The sequence below is a fragment of the Pseudomonas sp. TH08 genome (genome assembly GCF_016651275.1).
In the GTDB taxonomy this organism is placed as follows: Bacteria; Pseudomonadota; Gammaproteobacteria; order Pseudomonadales; family Pseudomonadaceae; genus Aquipseudomonas.
In genome coordinates this window covers 1,362,909-1,386,508 of sequence record NZ_JAEKEE010000004.1, presented here as the reverse complement: position 1 = coordinate 1,386,508, position 23,600 = coordinate 1,362,909, and the positions used below count along the sequence as shown (strand labels likewise).

The 23,600-nt window shown below is 60.3% G+C and carries 16 protein-coding genes and 1 other RNA gene; 11 read left to right on the top strand and 6 right to left on the bottom strand.

From position 1 onward, the window contains the following. Positions 1 to 41: 41 nt before the first annotated feature. The 4 genes from guaD to xdhA form a co-directional block, all read right to left on the bottom strand. A complete protein-coding gene (guaD, locus tag JFT91_RS23175; protein WP_201233961.1) occupies positions 42 to 1,346 on the bottom strand; it encodes a guanine deaminase in 1,305 nt (434 codons plus the stop codon). 13 nt (positions 1,347 to 1,359) lie between these two features. Then, the gene (gene xdhC / locus JFT91_RS23170; protein ID WP_201233960.1) at positions 1,360 to 2,217 is read right to left on the bottom strand and encodes a xanthine dehydrogenase accessory protein XdhC; all 858 of its coding nucleotides are present in this window, start codon (positions 2,215 to 2,217) and stop codon (positions 1,360 to 1,362) included. A 140-nt stretch (positions 2,218 to 2,357) separates the two neighbouring features. Further along, complete coding sequence (xdhB, locus tag JFT91_RS23165; RefSeq protein WP_201233959.1) at positions 2,358 to 4,757, bottom strand: xanthine dehydrogenase molybdopterin binding subunit; 2,400 nt, start codon at positions 4,755 to 4,757, stop codon at positions 2,358 to 2,360. Next, entirely contained in the window at positions 4,750 to 6,204 is a 1,455-nt protein-coding gene (xdhA, locus tag JFT91_RS23160) for a xanthine dehydrogenase small subunit (RefSeq protein ID WP_201233958.1), read from the bottom strand. Before xdhA ends, xdhB begins: the two co-directional genes overlap by 8 nt. Positions 6,205 to 6,472: 268 nt before the next feature. On the opposite strand from xdhA, the gene JFT91_RS23155 reads away from it, so the two are divergent. The 6 genes from JFT91_RS23155 (at position 6,473) to ffs (ending at position 16,004) form a co-directional block, all read left to right on the top strand. Next, a complete protein-coding gene (locus tag JFT91_RS23155; protein ID WP_201227247.1) occupies positions 6,473 to 7,132 on the top strand; it encodes a GntR family transcriptional regulator in 660 nt (219 codons plus the stop codon). Between the two features lie 2 nt (positions 7,133 to 7,134). Next, positions 7,135 to 10,623 carry a chromosome segregation protein SMC gene (gene smc / locus JFT91_RS23150; protein ID WP_201233957.1) on the top strand — a complete coding sequence of 1,163 codons (3,489 nt, stop codon included), beginning with the start codon at positions 7,135 to 7,137 and terminating at the stop codon, positions 10,621 to 10,623. A 313-nt stretch (positions 10,624 to 10,936) separates the two neighbouring features. Then, entirely contained in the window at positions 10,937 to 11,800 is an 864-nt protein-coding gene (gene zipA / locus JFT91_RS23145) for a cell division protein ZipA (RefSeq protein ID WP_201227245.1), read from the top strand. Between the two features lie 162 nt (positions 11,801 to 11,962). Continuing rightward, positions 11,963 to 14,320 (top strand): NAD-dependent DNA ligase LigA, encoded by a 2,358-nt coding sequence (ligA, locus tag JFT91_RS23140; RefSeq protein WP_201233956.1) that lies wholly within the window; start codon positions 11,963 to 11,965, stop codon positions 14,318 to 14,320. A 234-nt stretch (positions 14,321 to 14,554) separates the two neighbouring features. Then, the gene (locus JFT91_RS23135) at positions 14,555 to 15,718 is read left to right on the top strand and encodes a zinc-binding metallopeptidase family protein (RefSeq protein ID WP_201233955.1); all 1,164 of its coding nucleotides are present in this window, start codon (positions 14,555 to 14,557) and stop codon (positions 15,716 to 15,718) included. A gap of 189 nt (positions 15,719 to 15,907) precedes the next feature. Continuing rightward, positions 15,908 to 16,004, top strand: an RNA gene (gene ffs / locus JFT91_RS23130) — signal recognition particle sRNA small type. Between the two features lie 187 nt (positions 16,005 to 16,191). Here ffs and JFT91_RS23125 read toward each other — a convergent pair. Next, on the bottom strand, positions 16,192 to 16,950 hold the full coding sequence (locus tag JFT91_RS23125; RefSeq protein ID WP_201233954.1) for a substrate-binding periplasmic protein: 759 nt from the start codon (positions 16,948 to 16,950) through the stop codon (positions 16,192 to 16,194). A gap of 145 nt (positions 16,951 to 17,095) precedes the next feature. On the opposite strand from JFT91_RS23125, the gene dnaX reads away from it, so the two are divergent. The 5 genes from dnaX (at position 17,096) to JFT91_RS23100 (ending at position 22,921) form a co-directional block, all read left to right on the top strand. Further along, entirely contained in the window at positions 17,096 to 19,195 is a 2,100-nt protein-coding gene (gene dnaX / locus JFT91_RS23120) for a DNA polymerase III subunit gamma/tau (RefSeq protein WP_201233953.1), read from the top strand. Between the two features lie 67 nt (positions 19,196 to 19,262). Next, entirely contained in the window at positions 19,263 to 19,601 is a 339-nt protein-coding gene (locus JFT91_RS23115) for a YbaB/EbfC family nucleoid-associated protein (RefSeq protein ID WP_053118768.1), read from the top strand. A gap of 274 nt (positions 19,602 to 19,875) precedes the next feature. After that, positions 19,876 to 20,910 carry an NADPH-dependent curcumin/dihydrocurcumin reductase gene (gene curA, locus JFT91_RS23110; RefSeq protein ID WP_201233952.1) on the top strand — a complete coding sequence of 345 codons (1,035 nt, stop codon included), beginning with the start codon at positions 19,876 to 19,878 and terminating at the stop codon, positions 20,908 to 20,910. Between the two features lie 66 nt (positions 20,911 to 20,976). Further along, positions 20,977 to 21,579 (top strand): recombination mediator RecR, encoded by a 603-nt coding sequence (gene recR / locus JFT91_RS23105; RefSeq protein ID WP_201233951.1) that lies wholly within the window; start codon positions 20,977 to 20,979, stop codon positions 21,577 to 21,579. Between the two features lie 193 nt (positions 21,580 to 21,772). Beyond that, positions 21,773 to 22,921, top strand: coding sequence for an acyl-CoA dehydrogenase family protein (locus tag JFT91_RS23100; protein ID WP_201233950.1), 1,149 nt, complete (start codon positions 21,773 to 21,775; stop codon positions 22,919 to 22,921). A gap of 110 nt (positions 22,922 to 23,031) precedes the next feature. Here JFT91_RS23100 and JFT91_RS23095 read toward each other — a convergent pair whose 3' ends face one another. Continuing rightward, entirely contained in the window at positions 23,032 to 23,580 is a 549-nt protein-coding gene (locus JFT91_RS23095; protein WP_007918333.1) for an adenine phosphoribosyltransferase, read from the bottom strand. Positions 23,581 to 23,600 lie beyond the last annotated feature (20 nt).

Below are 23,600 nucleotides of genomic sequence, written 5' to 3'. Positions count from 1 at the left end.
GGGTGAACACCACCGGGGGATTTTTTTGTGCCTGTGAAAACTTAGCGCTGATGCACCAACGCACCCGCCGCGTACGTCTGCTGCACCGTGCGGTCATCCCCCAGCGTCATCAACACAAACAGCGTCTCGGCAATGTTGTTGGCCTGCTTCAAGCGATAGCTCAACAGTGGCGTGGCGTTGTAGTCCAGCACCAGGAAGTCGGCGTCGGAACCCGGTTGCAGGTTGCCGATCCGGTCTTCCAGACGCAGCGCCCGCGCACCGCCCAAAGTCGCCAGATACAGCGACTTGAACGGACTCAACCGCGCACCTTGCAGTTGCATCACCTTGTAGGCTTCGTTCAGCGTTTGCAGCAACGAGAAACTGGTGCCGCCGCCCACATCAGTGCCCAGGCCTACATTGAGCTTGTGCTTCTCGGCCATCGGCAAGTTGAACAAGCCGCTGCCCAGGAACAGGTTCGACGTCGGGCAGAACGAAACGGCCGAGCCGGTTTGCGCCAGGCGCGCGCACTCGTCGTCGCACAGGTGAACGCCGTGGGCGAATACGGAGCGCTCGCCGAGCAGTTGGTAGTGATCGTAAACGTCCAGATAGCCTTTGCGCTCCGGGAACAGTTCCTTGACCCACTCGATTTCCTTGAGGTTCTCGCTGATGTGGGTCTGCATGTACAGATCCGGGTATTCAGTCAGCAATTGGCCGGCGAGGGTCAGCTGTTCCGGGGTGCTGGTCGGTGCGAAACGTGGCGTGACCGCATAGTGCAAGCGGCCCTTGCCGTGCCAGCGTTCGATCAGCACTTTGCTCTCGACGTAGCTGGATTCGGCGGTGTCGGTCAGATAGTCCGGCGCGTTGCGATCCATCATCACCTTGCCGGCGATCATCCGCAGGTCGAGCTTCTCGGCCGCTTCGAAGAACGAGTTTACCGATTGCGGGTGCACGCTGCCGAATACCAGCGCCGTGGTGGTGCCGTTACGCAGCAGTTCCTTGATGAAAATGTCCGCCACTTCATCGGCGTGAGCCTTGTCGCCGAACTGGCTTTCGCAAGGGAAGGTGTAGGTGTTCAGCCAGTCGAGCAGTTGCTCGCCGTAGGCACCGACCATGCCGGTTTGCGGCAGGTGGATGTGCGTGTCGATGAAGCCTGGGGTGATCAGGGCGTCTTTGTAGTGCTCGATTTCAATGTCCGCCGGCAGGGTTGGCAGCAGATCGCTGGCGTGGCCGAGGGCGCTGATCTTGCCGCCATCGACCACCAGCAGGCCATCCTCGAAATATTCGTAGGAGGCTTCGATCCCGACCTCGGCGGGGTCGGCGATGCTGTGCAGGATGGCGGCGCGGTAGGCTTTGCGAGTCAGAGGCATGAGGGTTCTCTAATCAGTTTGAGGCTTTGAGTTTGGCGGCCTGACTGCGCCGGGAAAGCGGCAACAGTTTGGCAATCGGTTCGGCGCTGGCGGTGTGCTGGCCGAAATTGGCGTTATAGGTGGCGATGATTTCGCCGGCGATGGAGATGGCGATTTCCACAGGCAATTTGCCTTTGACTTCGCTGATGCCCATCGGGCAGCGCATGCGTTGCACGACGCTGGCGTCGAAACCGCGATCACGCAAACGGTGTTCGAATTTGGCGCGTTTGGTCTTCGAGCCGATCAGGCCGAACCAGGTGAAATCGTTGCGCTTGAGAATCGCGGCGGTCAGCTCCAGATCAAGCTGATGGTTGTGGGTCATGACGATGCAGTAACTGCCGGCGGGCAGGTCATCGATTTCATCGACAGGCTCTTCGGCGACGATTTTACGCACGCCGTGAGGAATCTGTTCGGGGAATTCCTCTTTCCGCGAATCGATCCAGCGCACGCGGCAGGGCAGGCTGGCGAGCAACGGCACCAATGCGCGGCCAACGTGGCCGGCACCGAATACGGCAATCTGCGCCTGTACCTGGCCCATCGGTTCGAACAGCAACACGGTGGCGCCGCCGCAGCACTGGCCGAGGCTGGCGCCGAGGCTGAAGCGCTCCAGATGCGTGTCCTGCTTACCGCTGGCGAGCATCTCGCGAGCGATCTGCATGGCTTTGTATTCCAGATGCCCGCCACCGATGGTGTCGAACGTCTGGCGGGCGCTGACGACCATTTTCGAGCCGGCGTTGCGTGGCGTCGAGCCGAGTTCTTCGATGATCGTCACCAGAACGCAGGGCTCGCCCTGGTTCTGCAGGTCGGCGAGGGCGTCGATCCAGTTGTACATAGTTCACCCCTACAACATCGTTGTCTGTTCGGGCCTCATCGCGAGCAGGCTCGCTCCCACATTTGGATTTGTACAAGTCCAACAGTTAGCACAAATCCCTGTGGGAGCGAGCCTGCTCGCGAATGGCCGCACCTCGGTCTTTAGAGCGGAGCCAGCTCTGTTTCAGCCTCGACCGCTTTCACGGTCTTGAGCTGACGCATCTGCTCGCAACCCCACAACACTCGCTCCGGCGTCGCCGGCGCATCAATCTGCGGCTGATGCTTGTAATCACCCAGGCTCGCCACCGCATCCTTGATCGCGCACCACGACGCAATCCCGAGCATGAACGGCGGTTCACCGACAGCCTTGGAATGGAACACCGTGTCTTCCGGGTTCTTGCGGTTTTCCACCAGCTTCACCCGCAGGTCGAGCGGCATGTCCGCCACGGCCGGGATCTTGTAGCTGGCCGGGCCATTGGTCATCAGCTTGCCTTTGTTGTTCCAGACCAGCTCTTCCATGGTCAGCCAGCCCATGCCCTGGATGAAGCCACCTTCGACCTGACCGATGTCGATGGACGGGTTCAGCGAGGCGCCGACGTCATGAAGAATGTCGGTACGCAGCATCTTGTACTCGCCGGTGAGGGTGTCGACGATCACTTCGCAGCACGCCGCGCCGAAGGCGAAGTAGTAGAACGGACGACCGCGCGCCTGGCTGCGGTCGTAGAAGATTTTCGGGGTCTTGTAGAACCCGGTACTCGACAGCGACACCTGATTGAAATACGCCTGCTGGATCAGCGCTTCAAAGGTCAGGATGTGGTCGCGAACACGCACATGGCCGTTGTGGAATTCGACATCTTCTTCACTGACTTTGTAGTGACGTGCGGCGAATTCGACCAAGCGTTTTTTGATGATCTCGGCGGCATTCTGCGCGGCTTTACCGTTGAGGTCGGCGCCGCTCGACGCCGCGGTTGGCGAGGTGTTCGGCACCTTGTCGGTGTTGGTCGCGGTGATCTGCACGCGATCGATTTCCACCTGGAACACTTCGGCCACGACCTGCGCAACTTTGGTGTTGAGGCCCTGACCCATTTCCGTGCCGCCATGGTTCAAGTGGATGCTGCCGTCGGTGTAGATGTGGATCAGCGCACCGGCCTGGTTCAAGAAACTCGCGGTGAAGGAAATGCCGAATTTTACCGGCGTCAGCGCCAGGCCTTTTTTCAGGATCGGGCTGTTGGCGTTGTAGCGACGGATCGCTTCGCGGCGTTCGTGATACTGGCTGCTTTCTTCCAGTTCGGCAGTCATTTCTTCGAGCATGTTGTGCTCGACGGTCTGGTAGTAATGGGTGACGTTGCGCTCGGTCTTGCCGTAGTAGTTAGCCTTGCGCACGGCGAGCGGATCGAGGTGCAGGTGACGTGCAATCGCGTCCATCACTTCTTCGATTGCGACCATGCCTTGCGGGCCACCGAAACCACGGTAAGCGGTGTTCGAGGCGGTGTTGGTCTTGCAGCGGTGACCGTGGATGGTCGCGTCGCCCAGGTAGTACGAGTTGTCCGAGTGGAACATCGCCCGGTCAACAATCGAAGCAGACAAATCCGGCGAGCAGCCGCAGTTGCCGGCCAGGTCCATGTTGATCCCGTGCAGGCGCCCGGTGCTGTCGAAGCCGACGTCGTACTCGACGTAGAACGGGTGACGCTTGCCGGTCATCAGCATGTCTTCGACACGTGGCAGGCGCATCTTGGTCGGCTGGCCGGTGAGGTGCGCAACCACCGCACACAGGCACGCCGGGCTGGCGGCCTGAGTTTCCTTGCCACCGAAACCACCGCCCATGCGACGCATGTCGACGACGATTTTGTTCATTGATACGTCGAGCACTTCAGCGACCAGTTTCTGCACTTCGGTCGGGTTCTGCGTGGAGCAGTAGACGATCATGCCGCCGTCTTCAGTCGGCATCACCGAGGAGATCTGCGTCTCCAAGTAAAAGTGCTCCTGACCGCCAATGTGCAGCGTGCCCTGAATGCGGTGTTCAGCGGTCGCCAAAGCGGAAACCGAATCGCCGCGTTGGTGAGTGTGGCTGTCGAGCACGAAGTGGCGTTTGCGCAGCGCTTCGACCACGTCGAGCACCGGCTCGAGATCTTCATATTCGATGATCGCGGCCATCGCCGCTTTACGCGCGGTTTCCAGATCTTTCGCGGCAACGGCGAGCACCGGTTGACCAACGAATTGCACGTCATCGATGGCCAGTAGCGGGTCGCCCGGCATCAGCGGGCCGATGTCTTTCAGGCCCGGGACGTCTTCGTGGGTAATGGCGATGCGCACACCTTCGAAGGCGTAGCAGGGCTTGGTGTCGATGCTGATGATTTTCGCGTGGGCGCGGTCCGACATGCGTGCGTACAGGTGCAACTGGTTCGGAAATTCCAGGCGATCATCGATGTACTGCGCTTCACCGGACACATGCTTGGCGGCGCTGTCGTGCTTGACGCTGCGGCCGACGCCAGAAGTCAGATCCTTGGCGAACAATTCAGCCAGTTCAGCCTGGGTTTTTTCTACGCCGTGATGGTTAGACATAAGCGGTCACCCGAGTCTCGATGTGCGGTGTTTGCAGTTCGATGAAGTATTTGCGCAGCAGGTTCTGCGCGCTGAGCAGGCGATATTCCTTGCTGGCGCGGAAGTCCGAGAGCGGGGTGAAATCTTCGGCCAGGGCGGCGCAGGCGCGTTCGACCACGGCGTTGTTGAACGGCTGACCGACCAACACGGCTTCGCAGTGAGCTGCGCGTTTGGGGATTGCGGCCATGCCGCCGAAGGCCATGCGCGCATCAGTGATCACGCCGTTTTCGACGCGCAGGTTGAATGCGGCGCAGACGGCGGAGATGTCGTCGTCCAGACGCTTGGAAACTTTGTAAGCGCGGAAATGCTGCTCGGCGCTGGCGCGCGGGACGATGATTTTCTCGATGAACTCACTTTCCTGACGCGCAGTGACTTTGTAGTCGATGAAGTAATCATCGAGGTTCAGCGTGCGGCGGGTTTCGCCTTTGCACAGCACGACCTGCGCGCCGAGGGCAATCAGCAGCGGTGGCGAGTCACCGATTGGCGAGGCGTTGCCTATGTTGCCGCCGAGCGTGCCCTGATTGCGGATCTGCAGGGAGGCGAAGCGATGCAGCAATTCGCCGAAGTCCGGGTACTCGGCGTTCAGCGCTTCGTAGCAGTCGGAGAGGGCAGTGGCGGCGCCGATTTCGATGCGGTCATCGAAGGTTTCGATGCGCTTCATTTCAGCGACGTTGCCAACGTAGATCATCACCGGCAAGGTGCGGTGAAATTGGGTAACTTCCAGTGCCAGATCGGTGCCGCCAGCGAGCAGGCGCGCTTGTGGGTAAGCGTCGTAGAGGTCGGCCAGATCAGCGACGGTCAGCGGCACCAGGCAGCGTTTGTCGCCACTGTTCAGTTCGCCGATATCGGTCGGGGCAATGGCTCTGAGGCGGGCGATGGTGTCGGCTTCGCGGGCATCGAACTGATCCGGTTGTTTGCCGCAGCACGATTGCTCGGCTGCCGCCAGAATCGGACGGTAGCCGGTGCAGCGACAGAGGTTGCCGGCCAGCGCTTCGTGGGCCTTGGCGTGATCGGGCGCATCGCTGTTCTTTTGCAGGGCGAACAGCGACATGACGAAGCCTGGGGTGCAGAAACCGCACTGCGAGCCGTGGCACTCGACCATGGCTTTCTGCACGCTGTGCAGTTCGCCCTTGTGCTTGAGGTCTTCGACGCTGATCAGTTGTTTGCCGTGCAGCGACGAAACAAAGGTCAGGCATGAGTTGAGGCTGCGATAACGAATGTGTTCGCGGCCAGCGTCATCCGTTTGCAACTCGCCGACCACCACGGTGCAGGCGCCGCAGTCACCGCTGGCGCAACCTTCTTTGGTGCCCGATTTGCCTACGTGTTCGCGCAAGTAATTGAGCACAGTCAGATTCGGGTCCAGGGCGTGCTCGCTACGGAGTTCCTGGTTAAGTAAAAACTGGATCACGGAAGGCCTCGCAGACTCATTATTGTTGTTAACCGACTTGAGCCGAATTTAGCAGCTCTGACTTTTCGGTCAATGGTTTTCTGACTTAAAGGTCAAGAAAATGCGTTTCGTCGATCAACAACGTGTCTATTCAGTATTGACCCTCAATGGATCCCCTGCTTTTTTGCGGGATTCGTGCCAAAAACCGCTGAGTGGGCACTCCGCCATGAGCCTGCATTTGCGCTACACTGCGCCGCTTGTGCAGATCGATAGAGTTTGAAGGACAACCATGACGTTCAAGGCGCCGGACAGCCTCGCCGAGCAAATTGCTCACCACCTCGCCGAACGCATCATTCGTGGCGAAATGAAGCCAGGAGAGCGCATCCAGGAACAGAAGGTCACGCTGGCACTCAATGTCAGTCGCGGATCGGTCCGCGAAGCCCTGCTGATCCTCGAACGCCGCCACCTGATCGCGATCCTGCCGCGCCGTGGTGCGCACGTCACCGAGCTGACGCCGCACAAGGTGCAGAGCCTGTGCACGCTGATGAGCGAGCTGTACATCCTGCTTGGCAACTCGGTGGCCAACGGCTGGCAAGTGCAGGCCGACATGGCGCCGTTCGTGCAAATCCAGCAGCGCCTGACCGCCAGCTTCGAGCGCCAGGACATCCGTGCGTTTGTCGACGACAGCTTCAGCGTGATGCGCGCCGCCTATCCGTTCGCCAACAACCCGTACCTGCAGGAAACGGTCGAGAACCTGCAACCGGCGATGAGCCGCGCCTACTTCCTCGCCCTCGAACAGCGCAAGGCCTCCATGAGCGAGTTCCTCGAACTGTTCGAACGCTTGCTGGCCGCCGTGCTTGCCCGTGATTTGCCGCAGATCCGCATCGTGCTGACGGCGTACGCCCAGCGCAGCTGCGATCTGGTGGTGTCTGCCCTGACGGTCGCCTAAGCGTGCGGCTCAAGTGCATCAAGCTGGCGGGATTCAAATCCTTCGTCGACCCGACCACGGTGAACTTCCCCAGTAACATGGCGGCAGTCGTCGGGCCGAACGGTTGCGGCAAGTCGAACATCATCGACGCCGTGCGCTGGGTGATGGGCGAAAGTTCGGCGAAGAACCTCCGTGGCGAGTCGATGACCGACGTCATCTTCAATGGCTCGACCAGCCGTAAACCGGTGAGTCAGGCGAGTATCGAGCTGGTTTTCGATAACTCCGATGGCACGCTGCTGGGCGAATACGCGGCCTACGCGGAGATTTCCATTCGCCGCAAAGTGACCCGCGACAGCCAGACTACTTATTACCTCAACGGCACCAAATGCCGTCGTCGCGACATCACCGATATCTTCCTCGGCACCGGCCTCGGCCCGCGCAGCTACTCGATCATTGAGCAGGGGATGATCTCCAAGCTGATCGAGTCCAAGCCCGAAGACCTGCGTAACTTCATCGAAGAAGCCGCCGGCATCTCCAAGTACAAGGAGCGCCGGCGCGAGACCGAAAACCGGATCCGCCGCACCCACGAAAACCTCGCTCGCCTGACCGACCTGCGTGAAGAGCTTGAGCGTCAACTTGAGCGCTTGCACCGTCAGGCCGAGGCGGCGAAGAAGTATCAGGAATTCAAAGCCGAAGAGCGTCAGCTCAAGGCGCAACTGTCGGCCCTGCGCTGGCAGGATCTGAACGATCAGGTCGGCCAGCGTGAGTCGATCATCGGTACTCAGGAAGTCAGCTTCGAAGCGCTAGTCGCCGAGCAACGCAATGCCGACGCGGCCATCGAGCGGCTGCGCGACGGGCACCATGATCTGTCAGAACGCTTCAATCTGGTGCAAGGGCGCTTCTATTCGGTCGGCGGCGACATCGCCCGGGTTGAGCAGAGCATCCAGCACGGCCAGCAACGTCTGCGTCAGTTGCAGGACGATCTGAAAGAAGCCGAGCGCGCCCGACTGGAAACCGAGTCGCACCTCGGTCACGACCGCACGTTGCTGCTGACCCTCGGCGAAGAGCTGGACATGCTCACCCCCGAGCAGGAAGTCACCAGCGCTGCCGCCGAAGAAGCCGCCGCTGCGCTGGAAGATTCCGAAAGCGTCATGCACGGCTGGCAGGAGCAGTGGGATACGTTCAACCTGACCGCCGCCGAACCGCGCCGTCAGGCCGAAGTGCAGCAGTCGCGCATCCAGCAGCTGGAAACCAGCATGGAGCGCCTCGCCGATCGGCAGAAACGTCTCGGCGAAGAGCGCGCGCTGCTCTCGGCGGATCCGGAAGACGCGGCGATCATGGAGCTCAACGAGCAGCTCGCCGAGTCCGAAGCGACCCTTGAAGATTTGCAGACCAGCGAAGAAGCGCAGGTCGAAAAGCTTGAGCAATTGCGTCAGGAATTGCAGCAGGCACTGACCGCGCAGCAACAGGCGCAGGGTGATTTGCAGCGCCTCAATGGTCGCCTGGCGTCCCTTGAAGCTCTGCAGCAAGCCGCGCTCGATCCGGGCACTGGCACCGCCGAATGGCTAAAGGAGCACAATCTCGCCGAGCGTCCGCGCCTGGCCGAAGGCCTGAAGGTCGAGGCGGGTTGGGAGCTGGCGGTGGAAACCGTGCTCGGCGCTGATCTGCAAGCGGTGCTGGTCGACGATTTCAGCGGCTTCGATTTGTCCGGCTTCACCCAAGGTGATCTGCGCCTGCTCAGCCCGGCCAGCGATGGCGTGCGGGTGGCGGGCAGCTTGCTGGATAAAGTCGATGCACAGATCGATCTGTCGCCGTGGCTTGGTCAGGTCAAACCGGTCGACAGCCTCGAGCAAGCGCTGGCGCTGCGCGGGCAGTTGAGCGCTGGCGAGAGCCTGATCAGTCGTGATGGTTACTGGGTCGGTCGGCACTTCCTGCGTGTGCGCAGGGCCAGCGAAGCGGAAAGCGGCATGCTCGCCCGTGGCCAGGAAATCGAAGCGTTGCACCTTGAGCGCGAAGAGAAAGAAGCCACGGTCGAGGCCATGGAAACCCGTCTGCAAACCCTGCGTGCGCAACAGCGTCAGCAGGAAAACGGCCGCGAACATTTGCGTCGTTTGCTGCAAGACGAAGCGCGTCAGCAAGGTGAACTCAAAGCCCAACTGTCCGCGGGTAAAGCCAAGGCCGAACAGTTGACCTTGCGCCGCACGCGCCTCGATGAGGAACTCGTCGAGCTCGGCGAGCAACGTGAGCTTGAGCACGAACAGGTTGGCGAAGCGCGCATGCAGTTGCAGGACGCGCTGGATGCCATGGCACTGGACACCGAGCAGCGCGAATTGCTGCTGGCTCAGCGCGACAGCCTGCGTGAACGCCTCGATCGCGTGCGTCAGGAAGCGCGTCAGCACAAGGATCACGCGCACCAATTGGCCGTGCGCCTCGGCTCGTTGCGCGCCCAGCACGACTCCACGCGTCAGGCGCTGGAGCGTCTGGAAATGCAGGCCGAGCGCCTCACCGAAAAACGCGAGCAGTTGAGTCTGAACCTGGAGGAGGGCGAGGCGCCACTGGAAGAACTGCGCCTGAAACTCGAAGAGCTGCTCGACAAGCGCATGACTGTCGACGAAGAACTCAAGACCGCGCAGATCGCTCTGGAAGACGCCGACCGCGAACTGCGCGACGCGGAAAAACGCCGGACCCAGGCCGAACAGCAATCACAGTTGATTCGCGGCCAACTCGAACAACAGCGCATGGAATGGCAAGCCCTGACCGTGCGCCGCAAGGCGTTGCAGGATCAATTGCTCGAAGACGGCTACGATCTAAACGGCGTGCTCGCGACATTAACTGCGCAAGCCAGTGAACGTGAAGCCGAAGAAGAACTCGAACGCATCAGTGCACGGATTCAACGCTTGGGCGCGATCAACCTCGCGGCCATCGACGAATACACGCAACAGTCCGAGCGTAAACGTTATCTGGATGCCCAAGACGCCGATCTTGTCGAAGCACTGGACACCCTGGAAAACGTTATCCGCAAGATCGACAAGGAAACCCGAAACCGCTTTAAAGATACCTTTGATCAGATCAATGGCGGTTTACAGGCACTTTTCCCAAAAGTTTTCGGTGGTGGGCGGGCGTATTTGGAACTGACGGGCGAAGATCTACTCGATACAGGGGTAACGATCATGGCGCAGCCGCCAGGGAAGAAGAACAGCACCATCCATTTGCTCTCCGGCGGGGAAAAAGCCCTGACGGCGCTGGCACTGGTTTTTGCGATCTTCAAGTTGAACCCGGCGCCGTTCTGCATGCTTGATGAAGTTGACGCACCGCTGGATGACGCTAACGTTGGACGCTACGCACGATTGGTCAAAGAGATGTCGCAGACCGTGCAGTTCATCTATATCACCCACAACAAGATCGCCATGGAAATGGCCGAGCAGTTGATGGGCGTAACGATGCATGAGCCGGGTTGTTCGCGACTGGTAGCCGTGGATGTCGAGGAGGCGATGGCGATGGTGGACGCCTAGCGGCGCAGCTTCGAGCGATAAGCTGCGAGCTGCAAGAGAAGAGCTTGTGGCTTATAGCTCGAGACTTGCAGCTGAGCTGCGCAAAGATGACAACAGGCTGACTATTTGAATGAAAGTGGCAAATCGACACAATTTGCGCAGCGATTTCGACAGACGGTGTAAAGTTGTCTTTGGTCGTGCTAGTTTAATGTCAATTTTTCGTATACGTGGGCAAAACGCCTGTCAGAACATAGAGTTGGCGCCACGTTTTAAAGCGGTTTGCACAGTGTAAACCCCTTATTTTTCAGCATTTTTTATAGAGGCACGGGATTACATGGAAATCGGTCTGCGCGAGTGGCTGATCGTCATCGGCATCATTGTGATAGCCGGTATTCTTTTCGATGGCTGGCGCCGTATGCGCGGCGGCAAGGGAAAACTGAAATTCCGTCTTGACCGAAGTCTGTCCAACCTGCCGGACGAGGACACCAGCGCCGAGCTGTTGGGCCCGGCCCGCGTCCTGGACAACCATAAAGAACCGCAGCTGGACGAACACGATCTGCCGTCGGTGAGCATGCCGGCCCGCGAAGCACGCGAGCCTCGCGAATCCGGTTCGAAACGTGGCAAACGTGGCAGCAATGGTCCGGCTCAGGGTGACCTGAACCTTAACCTCGATCTGGATGACGGCCCGAGCTTCAGCAGCCGCGATGACGATTTCGTTGAAGACAGCAAGCCTTCGCCGGCGGTTGTCGACAAGGATCAGCCGCAAGCTGAAGAAGTTTTGGTGATCAGCGTGATCTGCCGCGACGCTGCCGGCTTCAAAGGCCCGGCACTGTTGCAGAACATTCTCGAAAGCGGTCTGCGTTTTGGCGAGATGGATATTTTCCACCGTCACGAAAGCATGGCCGGCAACGGTGAAGTGCTGTTCTCCATGGCCAATGCGGTCAAGCCGGGCATCTTTGATCTGGACGACATCGACCATTTCAGCACGCCAGCGGTGAGCTTCTTCCTCGGCCTGCCAGGCCCGCGTCATCCGAAGCAAGCCTTCGACGTGATGGTGGCTGCAGCCCGCAAGCTGTCGCAGGAACTGAACGGTGAGCTGAAAGATGACCAGCGCAGTGTTCTGACCGCGCAGACCATCGAACACTACCGTCAGCGCATCGTCGAGTTCGAACGTCGCGCCCTGACCCAGAAGCGTTAAGGCCAAGATCAAAAGATCGCAGCCTCGTTTCACTCGACAACTCCTACAGGGATTGCGATTTTCTGTAGGAGCTGCCGAAGGCTGCGATCTTTTGATTCTGCTGCCAGTGATATATGAATTAGAGCAGCCTCGGCTGCTCTTTTGCTTTATGAGAGACCATCCATGACCGCCGCCAAAAACCGCATTCTCGAGCTGCGCGCTGAACTCGATCAGCACAACTACCGCTACCACGTCCTCGACGAGCCGAGTATTCCGGACGCCGAGTACGACCGGTTGTTCCATGAGCTCAAGGCGCTGGAGGCGGCCAACCCGGAACTGGTCACCAGCGACTCGCCGACCCAGCGTGTCGGCAGCGTGGCGCTCACCGCGTTCACACAGGTACGTCACGAAGTGCCGATGCTCAGCCTCGGTAATGCCTTCGAAGAAACCGACATGCGCGAGTTTGATCGCCGCGTAACGGAAGGTCTGGATCTGCCGGTCGGCGATCTGTTCGGCGGTAGCGCGGCGGTGGAATACAGTTGCGAGCCGAAGCTCGATGGCCTGGCGGTCAGCCTGTTGTATCAGGACGGCGTGCTGGTACGCGGCGCCACACGCGGCGACGGCACCACCGGTGAAGACATCAGCGTCAACGTGCGCACCGTGCGCAACATTCCGCTGAAGCTGCACGGCGAAGGCTGGCCCGCGACGCTGGAAGTGCGCGGCGAAGTCTTCATGTCCAAAGCCGGTTTCGAGCGCCTCAACGCCTCGCAGCTGGAAGTCGGCGGCAAGACCTTCGCCAACCCGCGCAACGCAGCTGCCGGCAGCTTGCGTCAGCTGGATTCGAAGATCACCGCCAATCGTCCGCTGGAATTCTGCTGCTACGGCATCGGTCAGGTTTCCCACGATATTGCCGACACCCACATCGGCAACCTCAAGCAGTTGCAGAAATGGGGCATGCCGATCAGCCACGAGCTGAAACTGGCCAAGGGCATTGACGAGTGCCTCGATTATTACCGCGACATCGGCGAGCGCCGTAGCTCGCTGACGTATGAAATCGACGGCGTGGTGTTCAAGGTCAACAGCATTGCCGATCAGCGCGAACTGGGCTTCCGCGCCCGCGAACCGCGCTGGGCGATTGCGCATAAATTCCCGGCGATGGAAGAACTCACCGAGTTGCTCGACGTCGAGTTCCAGGTCGGCCGTACTGGCGCTGTTACGCCGGTGGCACGACTGAAACCGGTCAAGGTTGCCGGCGTCACCGTGGCCAACGCCACGCTGCACAACATGGATGAAGTGGCGCGGCTGGGGCTGATGATCGGTGACACCGTAATCATTCGCCGTGCCGGTGATGTGATCCCGCAAGTGGTGCAAGTGGTGCTGGAGCGCCGCCCGGAAAACGCCCGGCCAGTGGCGATTCCCGAAAGCTGCCCGGTGTGCGGCTCGCACGTCGAGCGCACGCAACTGATCAAGCGCAGCAAAGGCAAGGAAACCGTCAGCGAAGGTGCGGTGTATCGCTGCGTCGGGCGTCTGGCCTGCGGTGCGCAACTGAAGCAGGCGATCATTCACTTCGTTTCGCGTCGTGCGATGGACATCGAAGGCCTGGGCGACAAGAGTGTCGAGCAGTTGGTCGATGAAGGTCTGGTCAGTTCACCAGCCGATCTGTACGCGCTGAAATTTGACGACATCGTCGACCTGGAAGGCTTTGCCGAGGTCTCGAGCAACAAGCTTCTAGCGGCTATTGAAGACAGCAAAAAGCCGAGTCTGGCGCGGTTCATCTATGCGCTCGGTATTCCCGATGTCGGCGAAGAGACGGCCAAGGTGCTGGCGCGCTCGCTGGGCTCGCTGGAGCGTGTGCAGCAAGCCTTGCCGCAAGTGCTGACGTATCTGCCGGATGTCGGTCTGGAAGTCGCGCACGAGATTCACAGCTTCTTTGAAGATGCGCATAACCAGCAGGTGATTACTGAATTGCTCGGTCATGGTTTGCAGATTCAGGATCAGGGTGAACTGGGCGCCGAGTTCGCCGCCAGCACCACGCTCGGTGGTTTCCTCGACAAACTGCACATCCCTTCGGTGGGGCCGGGCGGTGCGCAGAAACTGGCCGACAAGTTCGGTTCGCTGGAAGCGGTGATGAACGCCGATTGGCTGGACATGCGTCAGGCATTGCCGGAGAAGCAGGCGAATTCGGTTCGCGAGTTTTTTGCCTCGCCTGAGAACCGGCAACTGGCCGAGGCCTCCGAGAAGCAGTTGCGTGATTTCGGTATGCATTGGCAGAGCGAGAAGAAAGTCGTCGAAGGCTTGCCGTTGTCCGGCGAGACCTGGGTGTTGACCGGCAAGGTCGAGCTGATGAGTCGTGACGTCGCCAAGGAGCATCTGGAAAGCCTCGGTGCCAAGGTTGCCGGTTCCGTCTCGGCGAAAACGCACTGCGTGGTCGCCGGCCCCGGCGCCGGCTCCAAGCTGACCAAGGCCAATGAGCTGGGCGTGAAAGTGATGGACGAAGAAACCTTCATCGCCTTCCTCAAAACCCATGGACTTCAGGTTTAACGCAAACCCCTGTGGCGAGGGGATTTATCCCCGTTCGGCGACGCAGTCGTCGCAAAACCATACGGCTCGGTACACCTGATTTACCGCGTTGTATGGATTTGGGGTCGCTTCGCAACCCAACGGGGATAAATCCCCTCGCCACAATGGTGTTATCACCTGTTTGCGCTGTTATGGGTGGGAACGATGTTGTCATGGGAATGATCTAGTCTTGGCAAGCCCCAGGGAGAGATCGCCATGCACCGCTTTTTCGAGCAGCTCAGTTCCCGCATCATCGCGCCGTTCATGGGCGAATCCTCGCGTAACAGCAAAGTCTGGCCGTGCCGTTGCGGCCAGTCGCTGTTCTTTCGCAACAGCCAGTGCCTCGCTTGCAACGCCTTGCTCGGCTACCAACCGGAAGAAAGTCGCATCACCTCATTGTCGCCCGCTGCGGAGAACGGCACGTGGACGCTGGATACCGATCCTGGCGCGGGTCTCTATCGCCGCTGCGCCAACCTCGACACACCCGCTGCGTGCAATTGGCTGTTGCCGGCCAACGTCGACGACGCCTTATGCGTCGCCTGCAGCCTCAACCGCACCATCCCCGACCTGTCCGACCCGGACAATCCCGAGCGCTGGCGCAAAGTCGAAATCGCCAAGCGGCGTCTTGTCGCGCAACTGATCACTCTCGGCTTGCAGGTCATCCCGAAAACCGTGGATGAAGACACCGGCCTGGCCTTCGATTTCATCGGCGTCGACCTCGAAGGCAACGCGCCGATGACCGGCCATGCCAACGGCCTGATCACCCTCGATATCAAGGAAGCCGACGACGCCCACCGCGAGCAGGTGAGGGCGCAGATGCACGAGCCGTATCGCACGCTGCTTGGGCATTTCCGCCATGAGGTCGGTCACTATTACTGGGATCGCCTGATTGCCAACGGTCCATGGCTCGACGCTTTCCGCAACCTGTTTGGCGACGAACGCGCGAGTTACGTCGAGGCGCTGGATCGTCATTACCAGCAAGGCGCACCACTCGACTGGCCGCAGCACTACGTCAGCGCCTACGCAACCATGCACCCGTGGGAAGACTGGGCGGAAACCTGGGCGCATTACCTGCACATGATGGACGCGGTGGACACGGCGCTGGGCTTCGGCATGAGCGCGCGGGAAATGGATTTCGACTATCAGCCGTTTCCGCCCAGCACGCTGTACGACCCGGAGCATCCCGGCGGCGAGGCGTTCCTGGCGTTCGTCAACGCGTGGATCGAACTCGCGGGGATGCTCAACGAATTGTCGCGCAGCATGGGCCAGCCGGATTTCTACCCGTTCGTGCTACCGGCGGCTGCGATTGCCAAGCTGCACTTCATTCATCTGGTGATCCAGCAAGCCGGTGGCAAAGCGGACGAGGTATTGGCCCTGTAAAGGCAACAGATCGCAGCCTGCGGCAGCTCCTGCAGGAGAGTGCGGATCCATGTAGGAGCTGCCGCAGGCTGCGATCTTTATGTCCTTGAAGCGATTCATATTTTTAATCTGCAACCAACGGTTGTAACTTCGTCTCAGATAGGTACAATGGCGCGGCTCGCCGACAGGCAAGCGTCGTTATGGTGACCCCATCGGTCCCCCCGCAACGATTACCCGTGAACCTGGTCAGAGCCGGAAGGCAGCAGCCACAGCGGGAACATTGTGTGCCGGGGTGTGGCTGGTGGGGTTACCACCTTAACGAACAATCGAACGCTTCAAACAGAACTGCATGGGTTTCGCCCACTGCGGTTTTTTTGTGTCTGCGATTTGGCCAGCGCCCTGGGTTAATTGTGGGAGCGAGCCTGCTCGCGAAGGCGCCAGATCTGTCAGAGATGAGTTGACTGACACACCGCCTTCGCGGGCAAGCCTTGCTCCTACAGGGGTGATGGGGTGTTGTCGGATTGGCCGGTGTAGAGCCGGATAATCTCATCAATTTCCCCCGACATTTTCATCCGCAGCAACGTGCGCAAGATCCGCTGCACTGGCACTTTCGGGTCATTCCTCACGTAGCAACCGACCTTCTGTTCTTGCAGCACTGCCACCCCTTGCAGTTGTTGCGCGGGCATCAAGCGCTGGTTGAACCAGTCCAGCGTCCACTGATTGCTCACCGCGTAGCGATAACGCCCGGCCAGCAGCTTCTCCAGCACTTGTTCCTGATTGCGCGCATCTTCACGTTGCAGGCGATCAGCATCGAACAGTGGTTGCAGCGTGGGGTAGGTGTAGCCGAGGACAGTGCCGATGGATTGGCGGGGCAGGTGCGCGGGATCGGCACTGACTGGCTGATCCTTGCGGCTGATCAGCAAATCCCGCTGAAAAAACAGCGGCAGACTCCAGATGTAATCCCCCGACTGATTCGGCAGCCACGACTGTGCGGCATAGCAGCGCATATCAATTTCGCCGTGTTCCATCGCGCTCTGCACCCGGGCGCGCGGCAGGACGTGGAATTCGGCGGGCATTGCGACCTGAGTCGCCAGGCTGAGCATCATGTCGTAGAGAATGCCCTGCGTCGGTCGGCCGCGTTCGAATTGCACCATCGGCATCGCCCAGCTGTCGGGCATGGCGAAGCGCAACGGGGTTTCCGCTGCCGTTACGCTCAGGCTGATTCCCAGCAGTGCCCCCACGGCCCAACGCATAAACGCTCCGGTATTTCCCCGTCCCGAGCCGATAAAAGCCTCTGCTGATGCAGCTTAGTCATATTAGAGAAGGACACCGGATGCAATTTTGCCCTTGCTCCGCTAGCATTAGCCGCTTCAGCTTCCTTCGTTGCGACGGTTTTCGATGAGTTATCAGGTTCTTGCACGTAAATGGCGTCCGCGCTCGTTCCGCGAAATGGTCGGCCAGACCCATGTGCTCAAGGCTCTGATCAATGCCTTGGACAGCCAGCGGCTGCACCACGCGTACCTGTTCACCGGTACGCGCGGGGTGGGTAAAACCACGATTGCGCGGATCATTGCCAAATGCCTGAACTGTGAAACAGGTATCACTTCCAGCCCGTGCGGCGAGTGTTCGGTGTGCCGTGAAATCGATGAGGGCCGCTTTGTCGACCTGATCGAGATCGACGCCGCGAGCCGCACCAAGGTCGAAGACACCCGCGAACTGCTCGACAACGTGCAGTACGCCCCGAGCCGTGGGCGCTTCAAGGTCTACCTGATCGACGAAGTGCACATGCTTTCCAGCCATTCCTTCAATGCGCTGTTGAAAACCCTCGAAGAGCCGCCGCCCTACGTCAAGTTCATCCTGGCGACCACCGACCCGCAGAAACTTCCGGCAACGATTTTGTCGCGTTGCCTGCAGTTCTCGCTGAAGAACATGACGCCGGAACGCGTGGTCGAGCATCTGACCCACGTTCTCACTGCCGAAAACGTGCCGTTCGAAGACGATGCACTGTGGCTGCTCGGTCGCGCTGCTGACGGATCGATGCGGGACGCCATGAGCCTGACCGATCAGGCCATCGCTTTCGGCGAAGGCAAGGTGCTCGCTACCGATGTGCGAGCGATGCTCGGCACTCTCGATCACGGTCAGGTCTATGACGTCCTGCATGCGTTGATCGAAGGCGACGCCAAGGCATTGCTCGAAGGCGTGCGTCACCTGGCCGAGCAAGGTCCGGACTGGAATGGCGTGCTCTCGGAAATTCTCAACGTGCTGCACCGTGTGGCCATCGCTCAGGCGCTGCCTGAAGGCGTCGACAATGGGCAGGGCGACCGCGATCGGGTATTGGCGCTGGCGCAGGCCTTGCCGGCCGAAGACGTGCAGTTCTATTACCAGATGGGCCTGATCGGGCGCCGCGATTTACCGCTGGCACCGGATCCGCGTGGCGGTTTCGAGATGGTCCTGCTGCGGATGCTGGCCTTCCGGCCCGCAGACACGGCGGATGCTCCGAGGCAACCGCTAAAGCCAGTGGGGATCAGCCAGGCCACAGTTGATTCCGCAAACTCCGTGGCTGCCGTGCCGAAACCTGCGGCGGTAGTCGCGGCGGCTGTTGCACCCACACCTGCACCAGTGCCAGCTCCCGTGGTTGCGCCTGCTCCGGTTCCCGAGCCTGTGATCGCGGCGGAGCCGCAACCAGCGCCGGAACCCGAGCCTGAGCCAGTTGCGGTTGAAGCGGTGGTCGACCTGCCGTGGAACGACCCGGTTGAGCCTGAACCTGAGCCCGAGCCTGCGCAGCAACCCGCTGTCGAACCCGTACTGGAAACCGCCGCCGAGCAGCCCGAGTTGCCGCCGATGCCGCTGCCGACCCCGGACAGCGTCGTCCCGGATGCACCGGAGTGGACCGCCGCGCCAATTCCCGAGCCGTCGGTCGCCGACGTCGATGCCGCCACGTCGGGCATGGACATGGACGACGAGCCGCCGCTGGACGAGGATTACATCGAGCCGGACATCGACTCGGCGTACAGCTACCTTGATGAGCTGGCCAGCGAGCACGCCGCCGAACCGGCCCCGGAACCCGAGCCAGAGCCCGCTGCGGCGCCGGCCACAGGTCTGGCGTTGCAATGGCTGGAGCTGTTCCCGAAATTGCCGATTTCCGGCATGACCGGCAGCATCGCCGCCAACTGCACCTTGATCGCGGTTGATGGCGACCATTGGCTGATGCACCTCGATCCGGCGCACAGCGCGTTGTTCAACGCCACGCAGCAGCGTCGTTTGAATGATGCATTGAACCAGTTCCACGGGCGCACGCTGACCCTGACCATCGAGCTGATCAAGCCTGAGCAGGAAACCCCGGCCCAGGCCGCGTCCCGTCGCCGTGCCAACCGTCAGCAAGAGGCGGAGGAGTCGATTCACGGCGATCCGTTCATCCAGCAGATGGTTCAGCAGTTTGGCGCGGTGGTGCGACACGATACTATTGAACCTGTCGACGCCTTGGTCACCCAAGGCTAATAACTGAAGGCGCTCGGCCTCCATGGCCGGGCGCTGTTTTGATCCAAGTACTTTTGAGGTGATTCCCATGATGAAAGGTGGCATGGCCGGCCTGATGAAGCAGGCGCAGCAGATGCAGGAAAAAATGGCCAAGATGCAGGAAGAACTGGCCAACGCCGAAGTCACCGGTAAGGCCGGCGGCGATATGGTCACCGTGGTGATGACCGGTCGTCACGACCTCAAGCGCGTCAGCATCGACCCGACCCTGCTGCCGGGGCTGGACGAAGATGACCGTGAAGTGATCGAAGACCTGGTCGCCGCCGCCGTCAACGACGCCGTGCGCAAGATCGAAGCCAGCAGCCAGGAAAAAATGGGCGGCATGACTGCCGGCATGAACCTGCCAGCCGGTATGAAACTGCCATTCTGATTCGCCATTCGGCGGCAGATGGGCTACACAAAATGCCAGGCATCGCGCCTGGCATTTTTGTTTCTGGCTGGTTCAACACCAGCCCCTGTAGGAGCTGTCGAGTGAAACGAGGCTGCGATCTTTTGATCCTGACTTCTATAAGCAAAATCAAAAGATCGCAGCGTGCCGCAGCTCCTACATAAATCTCGTGCAGTGTCGAAACATCGAACCCACCCATGCTGCAACGGTCTGCTCCCTATACCCGCTGAATTCTTCATTCACAGGAGACGCTGACATGTCCGACCCTCTTACCCTTAACCAACGCATCGTCCTTGCCTCACGCCCGGTTGGAGCGCCTACCCCGGAAAACTTCCGCCTCGAACGCGAAGCCCTGCCGGACCTGCAAGACGGTCAGGTACTGCTGAAAACCCTCTATCTGTCGCTTGATCCCTACATGCGTGGGCGCATGAACGACGCGCCGTCCTACGCTGCGCCGGTAGAAATTGGCGAAGTGATGACCGGCGGTGCTGTCAGCCGTGTCGAGGATTCACTTCATCCGAAGTTTCATAAAGGCGATCTGGTGGTCGGCGCCACCGGTTGGCAGAGCTACAGCATCAGCGACGGCCGTAACATCATTCCAATCCCGTCCGGGCTGCCGAGCCCGTCGATGGCCCTCGGTGTGCTGGGCATGCCCGGCATGACCGCCTACATGGGCCTGATGGACATCGGCCAGCCGAAAGAAGGCGAAACATTGGTGGTGGCTGCCGCTTCCGGCGCGGTCGGCTCGGTGGTCGGCCAAGTGGCGAAGATCAAAGGCCTGCGCGCCGTCGGCGTGGCGGGCGGTGCCGAGAAGTGCAGGTACGTGGTCGAGGAGTTGGGTTTTGACGCCTGCATCGATCACAAGGCCGCAGACTTCGCCGAACAACTGGCTAAGGCTTGCCCCAAAGGCATCGACATCTATTACGAAAACGTCGGTGGCCACGTATTCGACGCGGTCGTGCCGCTGCTCAACCCCAAGGCGCGCATTCCGCTGTGCGGTCTGATTGCTGGCTACAACGCCTCCGAGGCGCCGCAAGGTCCTGATCGCCTGCCGATGCTGCAGCGCACACTGCTGACCAAACGCGTGCGCATTCAGGGCTTTATCGTGTTTGATGACTACGGTGACCGTCAGCCTGAGTTCGTCAGCCACATGGTGCCGTGGGTGCGTGACGGCAAGGTCAAATTCCGCGAGGACGTGGTCGAAGGCCTTGAGCAGGCGCCCGAGGCGTTTATCGGTCTGCTGGAAGGGCGCAACTTCGGCAAACTGGTGGTGAAGGTCGCCCAGGACTGAGTATTTGACGCTGGCCAGAGGCGCGGGTATAAACCGCGTCTCGTTGTTTTGTCGGACTTTTTACCCATGAGCTTCAGCCCTTTGATTCGCCAACTGATCGACGCTCTGCGCACCTTGCCGGGCGTGGGTCAGAAAACCGCCCAGCGCATGGCGTTGCAGATGCTCGAACGTGACCGCAGCGGCGGTTTGCGTCTGGCCCAAGCCTTGAGCCAGGCCATGGAAGGGGTCGGCCATTGCCGGCAATGCCGCACGCTCACCGAAGACGATCTGTGCCCGCAATGCTCCGATACACGCCGCGACGACACGTTGCTGTGCGTGGTGGAGGGGCCGATGGACGTTTACGCGGTCGAGCAGACCGGTTTCCGTGGACGCTACTTTGTCCTTAAGGGGCATTTGTCGCCGCTTGATGGGTTGGGGCCAGAGGCGATCGGCATTCCGCAGTTGATGACGCGGATCGAAGAGGCGGGCACGTTTACCGAAGTCATTCTCGCGACCAACCCGACGGTTGAGGGTGAAGCCACGGCGCACTACATCGCGCAGTTGTTGCAGAACAAAGGCCTGATCGCTTCGCGGATTGCCCACGGCGTGCCGTTGGGTGGTGAGCTGGAGCTGGTCGATGGCGGCACGCTGGCGCATTCGTTTGCCGGCCGTAAACCGATCTCCCTCTGAATTAGGCGCTGTCCGCTTTGACGCCTTCGCGAGCAGGCTCGCTCCCACATTGGTTTTGTGTCGTTCACAAATCCCCTGTGGGAGCGAGCCTGCTCGCGAATGGCGCACCTCGGTTCACTTGATTCACACAATTGAGTTGAAAACCAAGCAAGCGCTCGGTTAACGTCGGCGAACCCTTCAGTGGAGCTCGCCGATGCCTGCCTTTCAGGAATACTTCGACCCCAGCCACCAATTGGTCCGCGACAGCGTCAGACGTTTCGTCGAGCGTGAGATCCTGCCGGACATCGATCAGTGGGAAGAAGCCGAAAGCTTCCCTCGTGAGCTGTACCTGAAGGCGGGCGCCGCCGGAATACTCGGTATCGGTTATCCCGAGGCGCTCGGAGGCAGCCATGAAGGCGATCTGTTCGCCAAGGTCGCCGCCAGTGAGGAGCTGATGCGCTGCGGCTCTGGCGGCCTGGTGGCGGGGCTGGGCTCGCTGGATATCGGTCTGCCGCCCATCGTCAAATGGGCCCGCGCCGACGTGCGAGATCGCGTAGCCCCGCAAGTGCTCAGCGGCGACAAGATCAGCGCGCTGGCCGTCACCGAACCCGGAGGCGGCTCCGACGTCGCCAACCTGCAAACCCGTGCTGTGCGTGACGGCGACTACTACCGGGTCAGCGGCAGCAAAACCTTTATCACCAGTGGCGTACGCGCCGATTTTTATACCGTCGCGGTGCGCACCGGAGCGCCCGGTTTCGGCGGCATCAGTCTGTTGCTGATCGAGAAGGGCACCCCAGGTTTCACCGTCGGCCGGCAGTTGAAGAAAATGGGCTGGTGGGCGTCGGACACGGCTGAATTGTTCTTCGACGATTGCCGTGTACCTGTAGGAAACCTGATCGGCGCCGAGCACATGGGCTTCGCTTGCATCATGGGCAATTTCCAGAGCGAGCGCCTGGCACTGGCGCTGATGGCCAACATGACGTCACAGCTGGCGCTGGAAGAAAGCCTCAAGTGGGCGCATGAGCGCGAGGCCTTTGGTAAACCGATCGGCAAATTTCAGGTAATCAAGCATCGATTGGCGGAGATGGCCACAGCGTTGGAGGTGTCGCGCGAGTTTACCTACCGGCAAGCGGCGAAGATGGCGGCGGGGCAGAGCGTGATCAAGGAGATATCCATGGCGAAGAACTTTGCCACGGACACCTCGGATCGTATTACCACCGAGGCTGTGCAGATTTTGGGTGGCCTGGGTTATATGCGCGAGAGTCTGGTGGAGCGGCTGTATCGGGATAACCGCATCTTGTCGATTGGCGGCGGGACGCGAGAAGTGATGAACGAGATCATCAGCAAGCAGATGGGCCTTTAGGATTTGCGTTGAGGCGGCCGACGCCTTCGCGAGCAGGCTCGCTCCCACAGGAGAATGCATTCCAAATGTGGGAGCGAGCCTGCTCGTGAAGGCGGTCTAACAGGCACTGCTTACTTGTCGGTCAGGGCAAACTGTGTCAGGCAGAAGGTAGGGATACCCATGTCTTCCAGGCGCTGCGAACCCTGCAACTCCGGCAAATCAATAATCGCTGCCGCCTCATGCACCCGCGCGCCCATGCGGCGAATCAGGTTGGCCGCCGCAATCAGCGTGCCGCCGGTGGCGATCAAATCATCAAACATCACCACTGAATCGCCTTCACACAGGCTGTCGGCGTGCACTTCCAGAAACGCTTCGCCGTACTCGGTCGCGTAACCTTCAGCCAGCACGTCGGCCGGCAGTTTGCCTTGCTTGCGAAACAGCACCAGCGGCTTGTTCAACTGATAGGCCAATACCGAGCCGATCAGGAAACCCCGCGCGTCCATCGCACCGATGTGGGTGAAGTCGGCTTCCACATAACGGTGCGCGAAGCTGTCCATCACCAGGCGCAGGGCCGTTGGCGATTGAAACAGCGGGGTGATGTCGCGAAAGATCACGCCCGGTTTCGGGAAGTCGATCACAGGGCGGATAAGGGATTTGATATCGAAGGAGTCGAAGACCATCGTCGAGTTGTCCTGGCAGG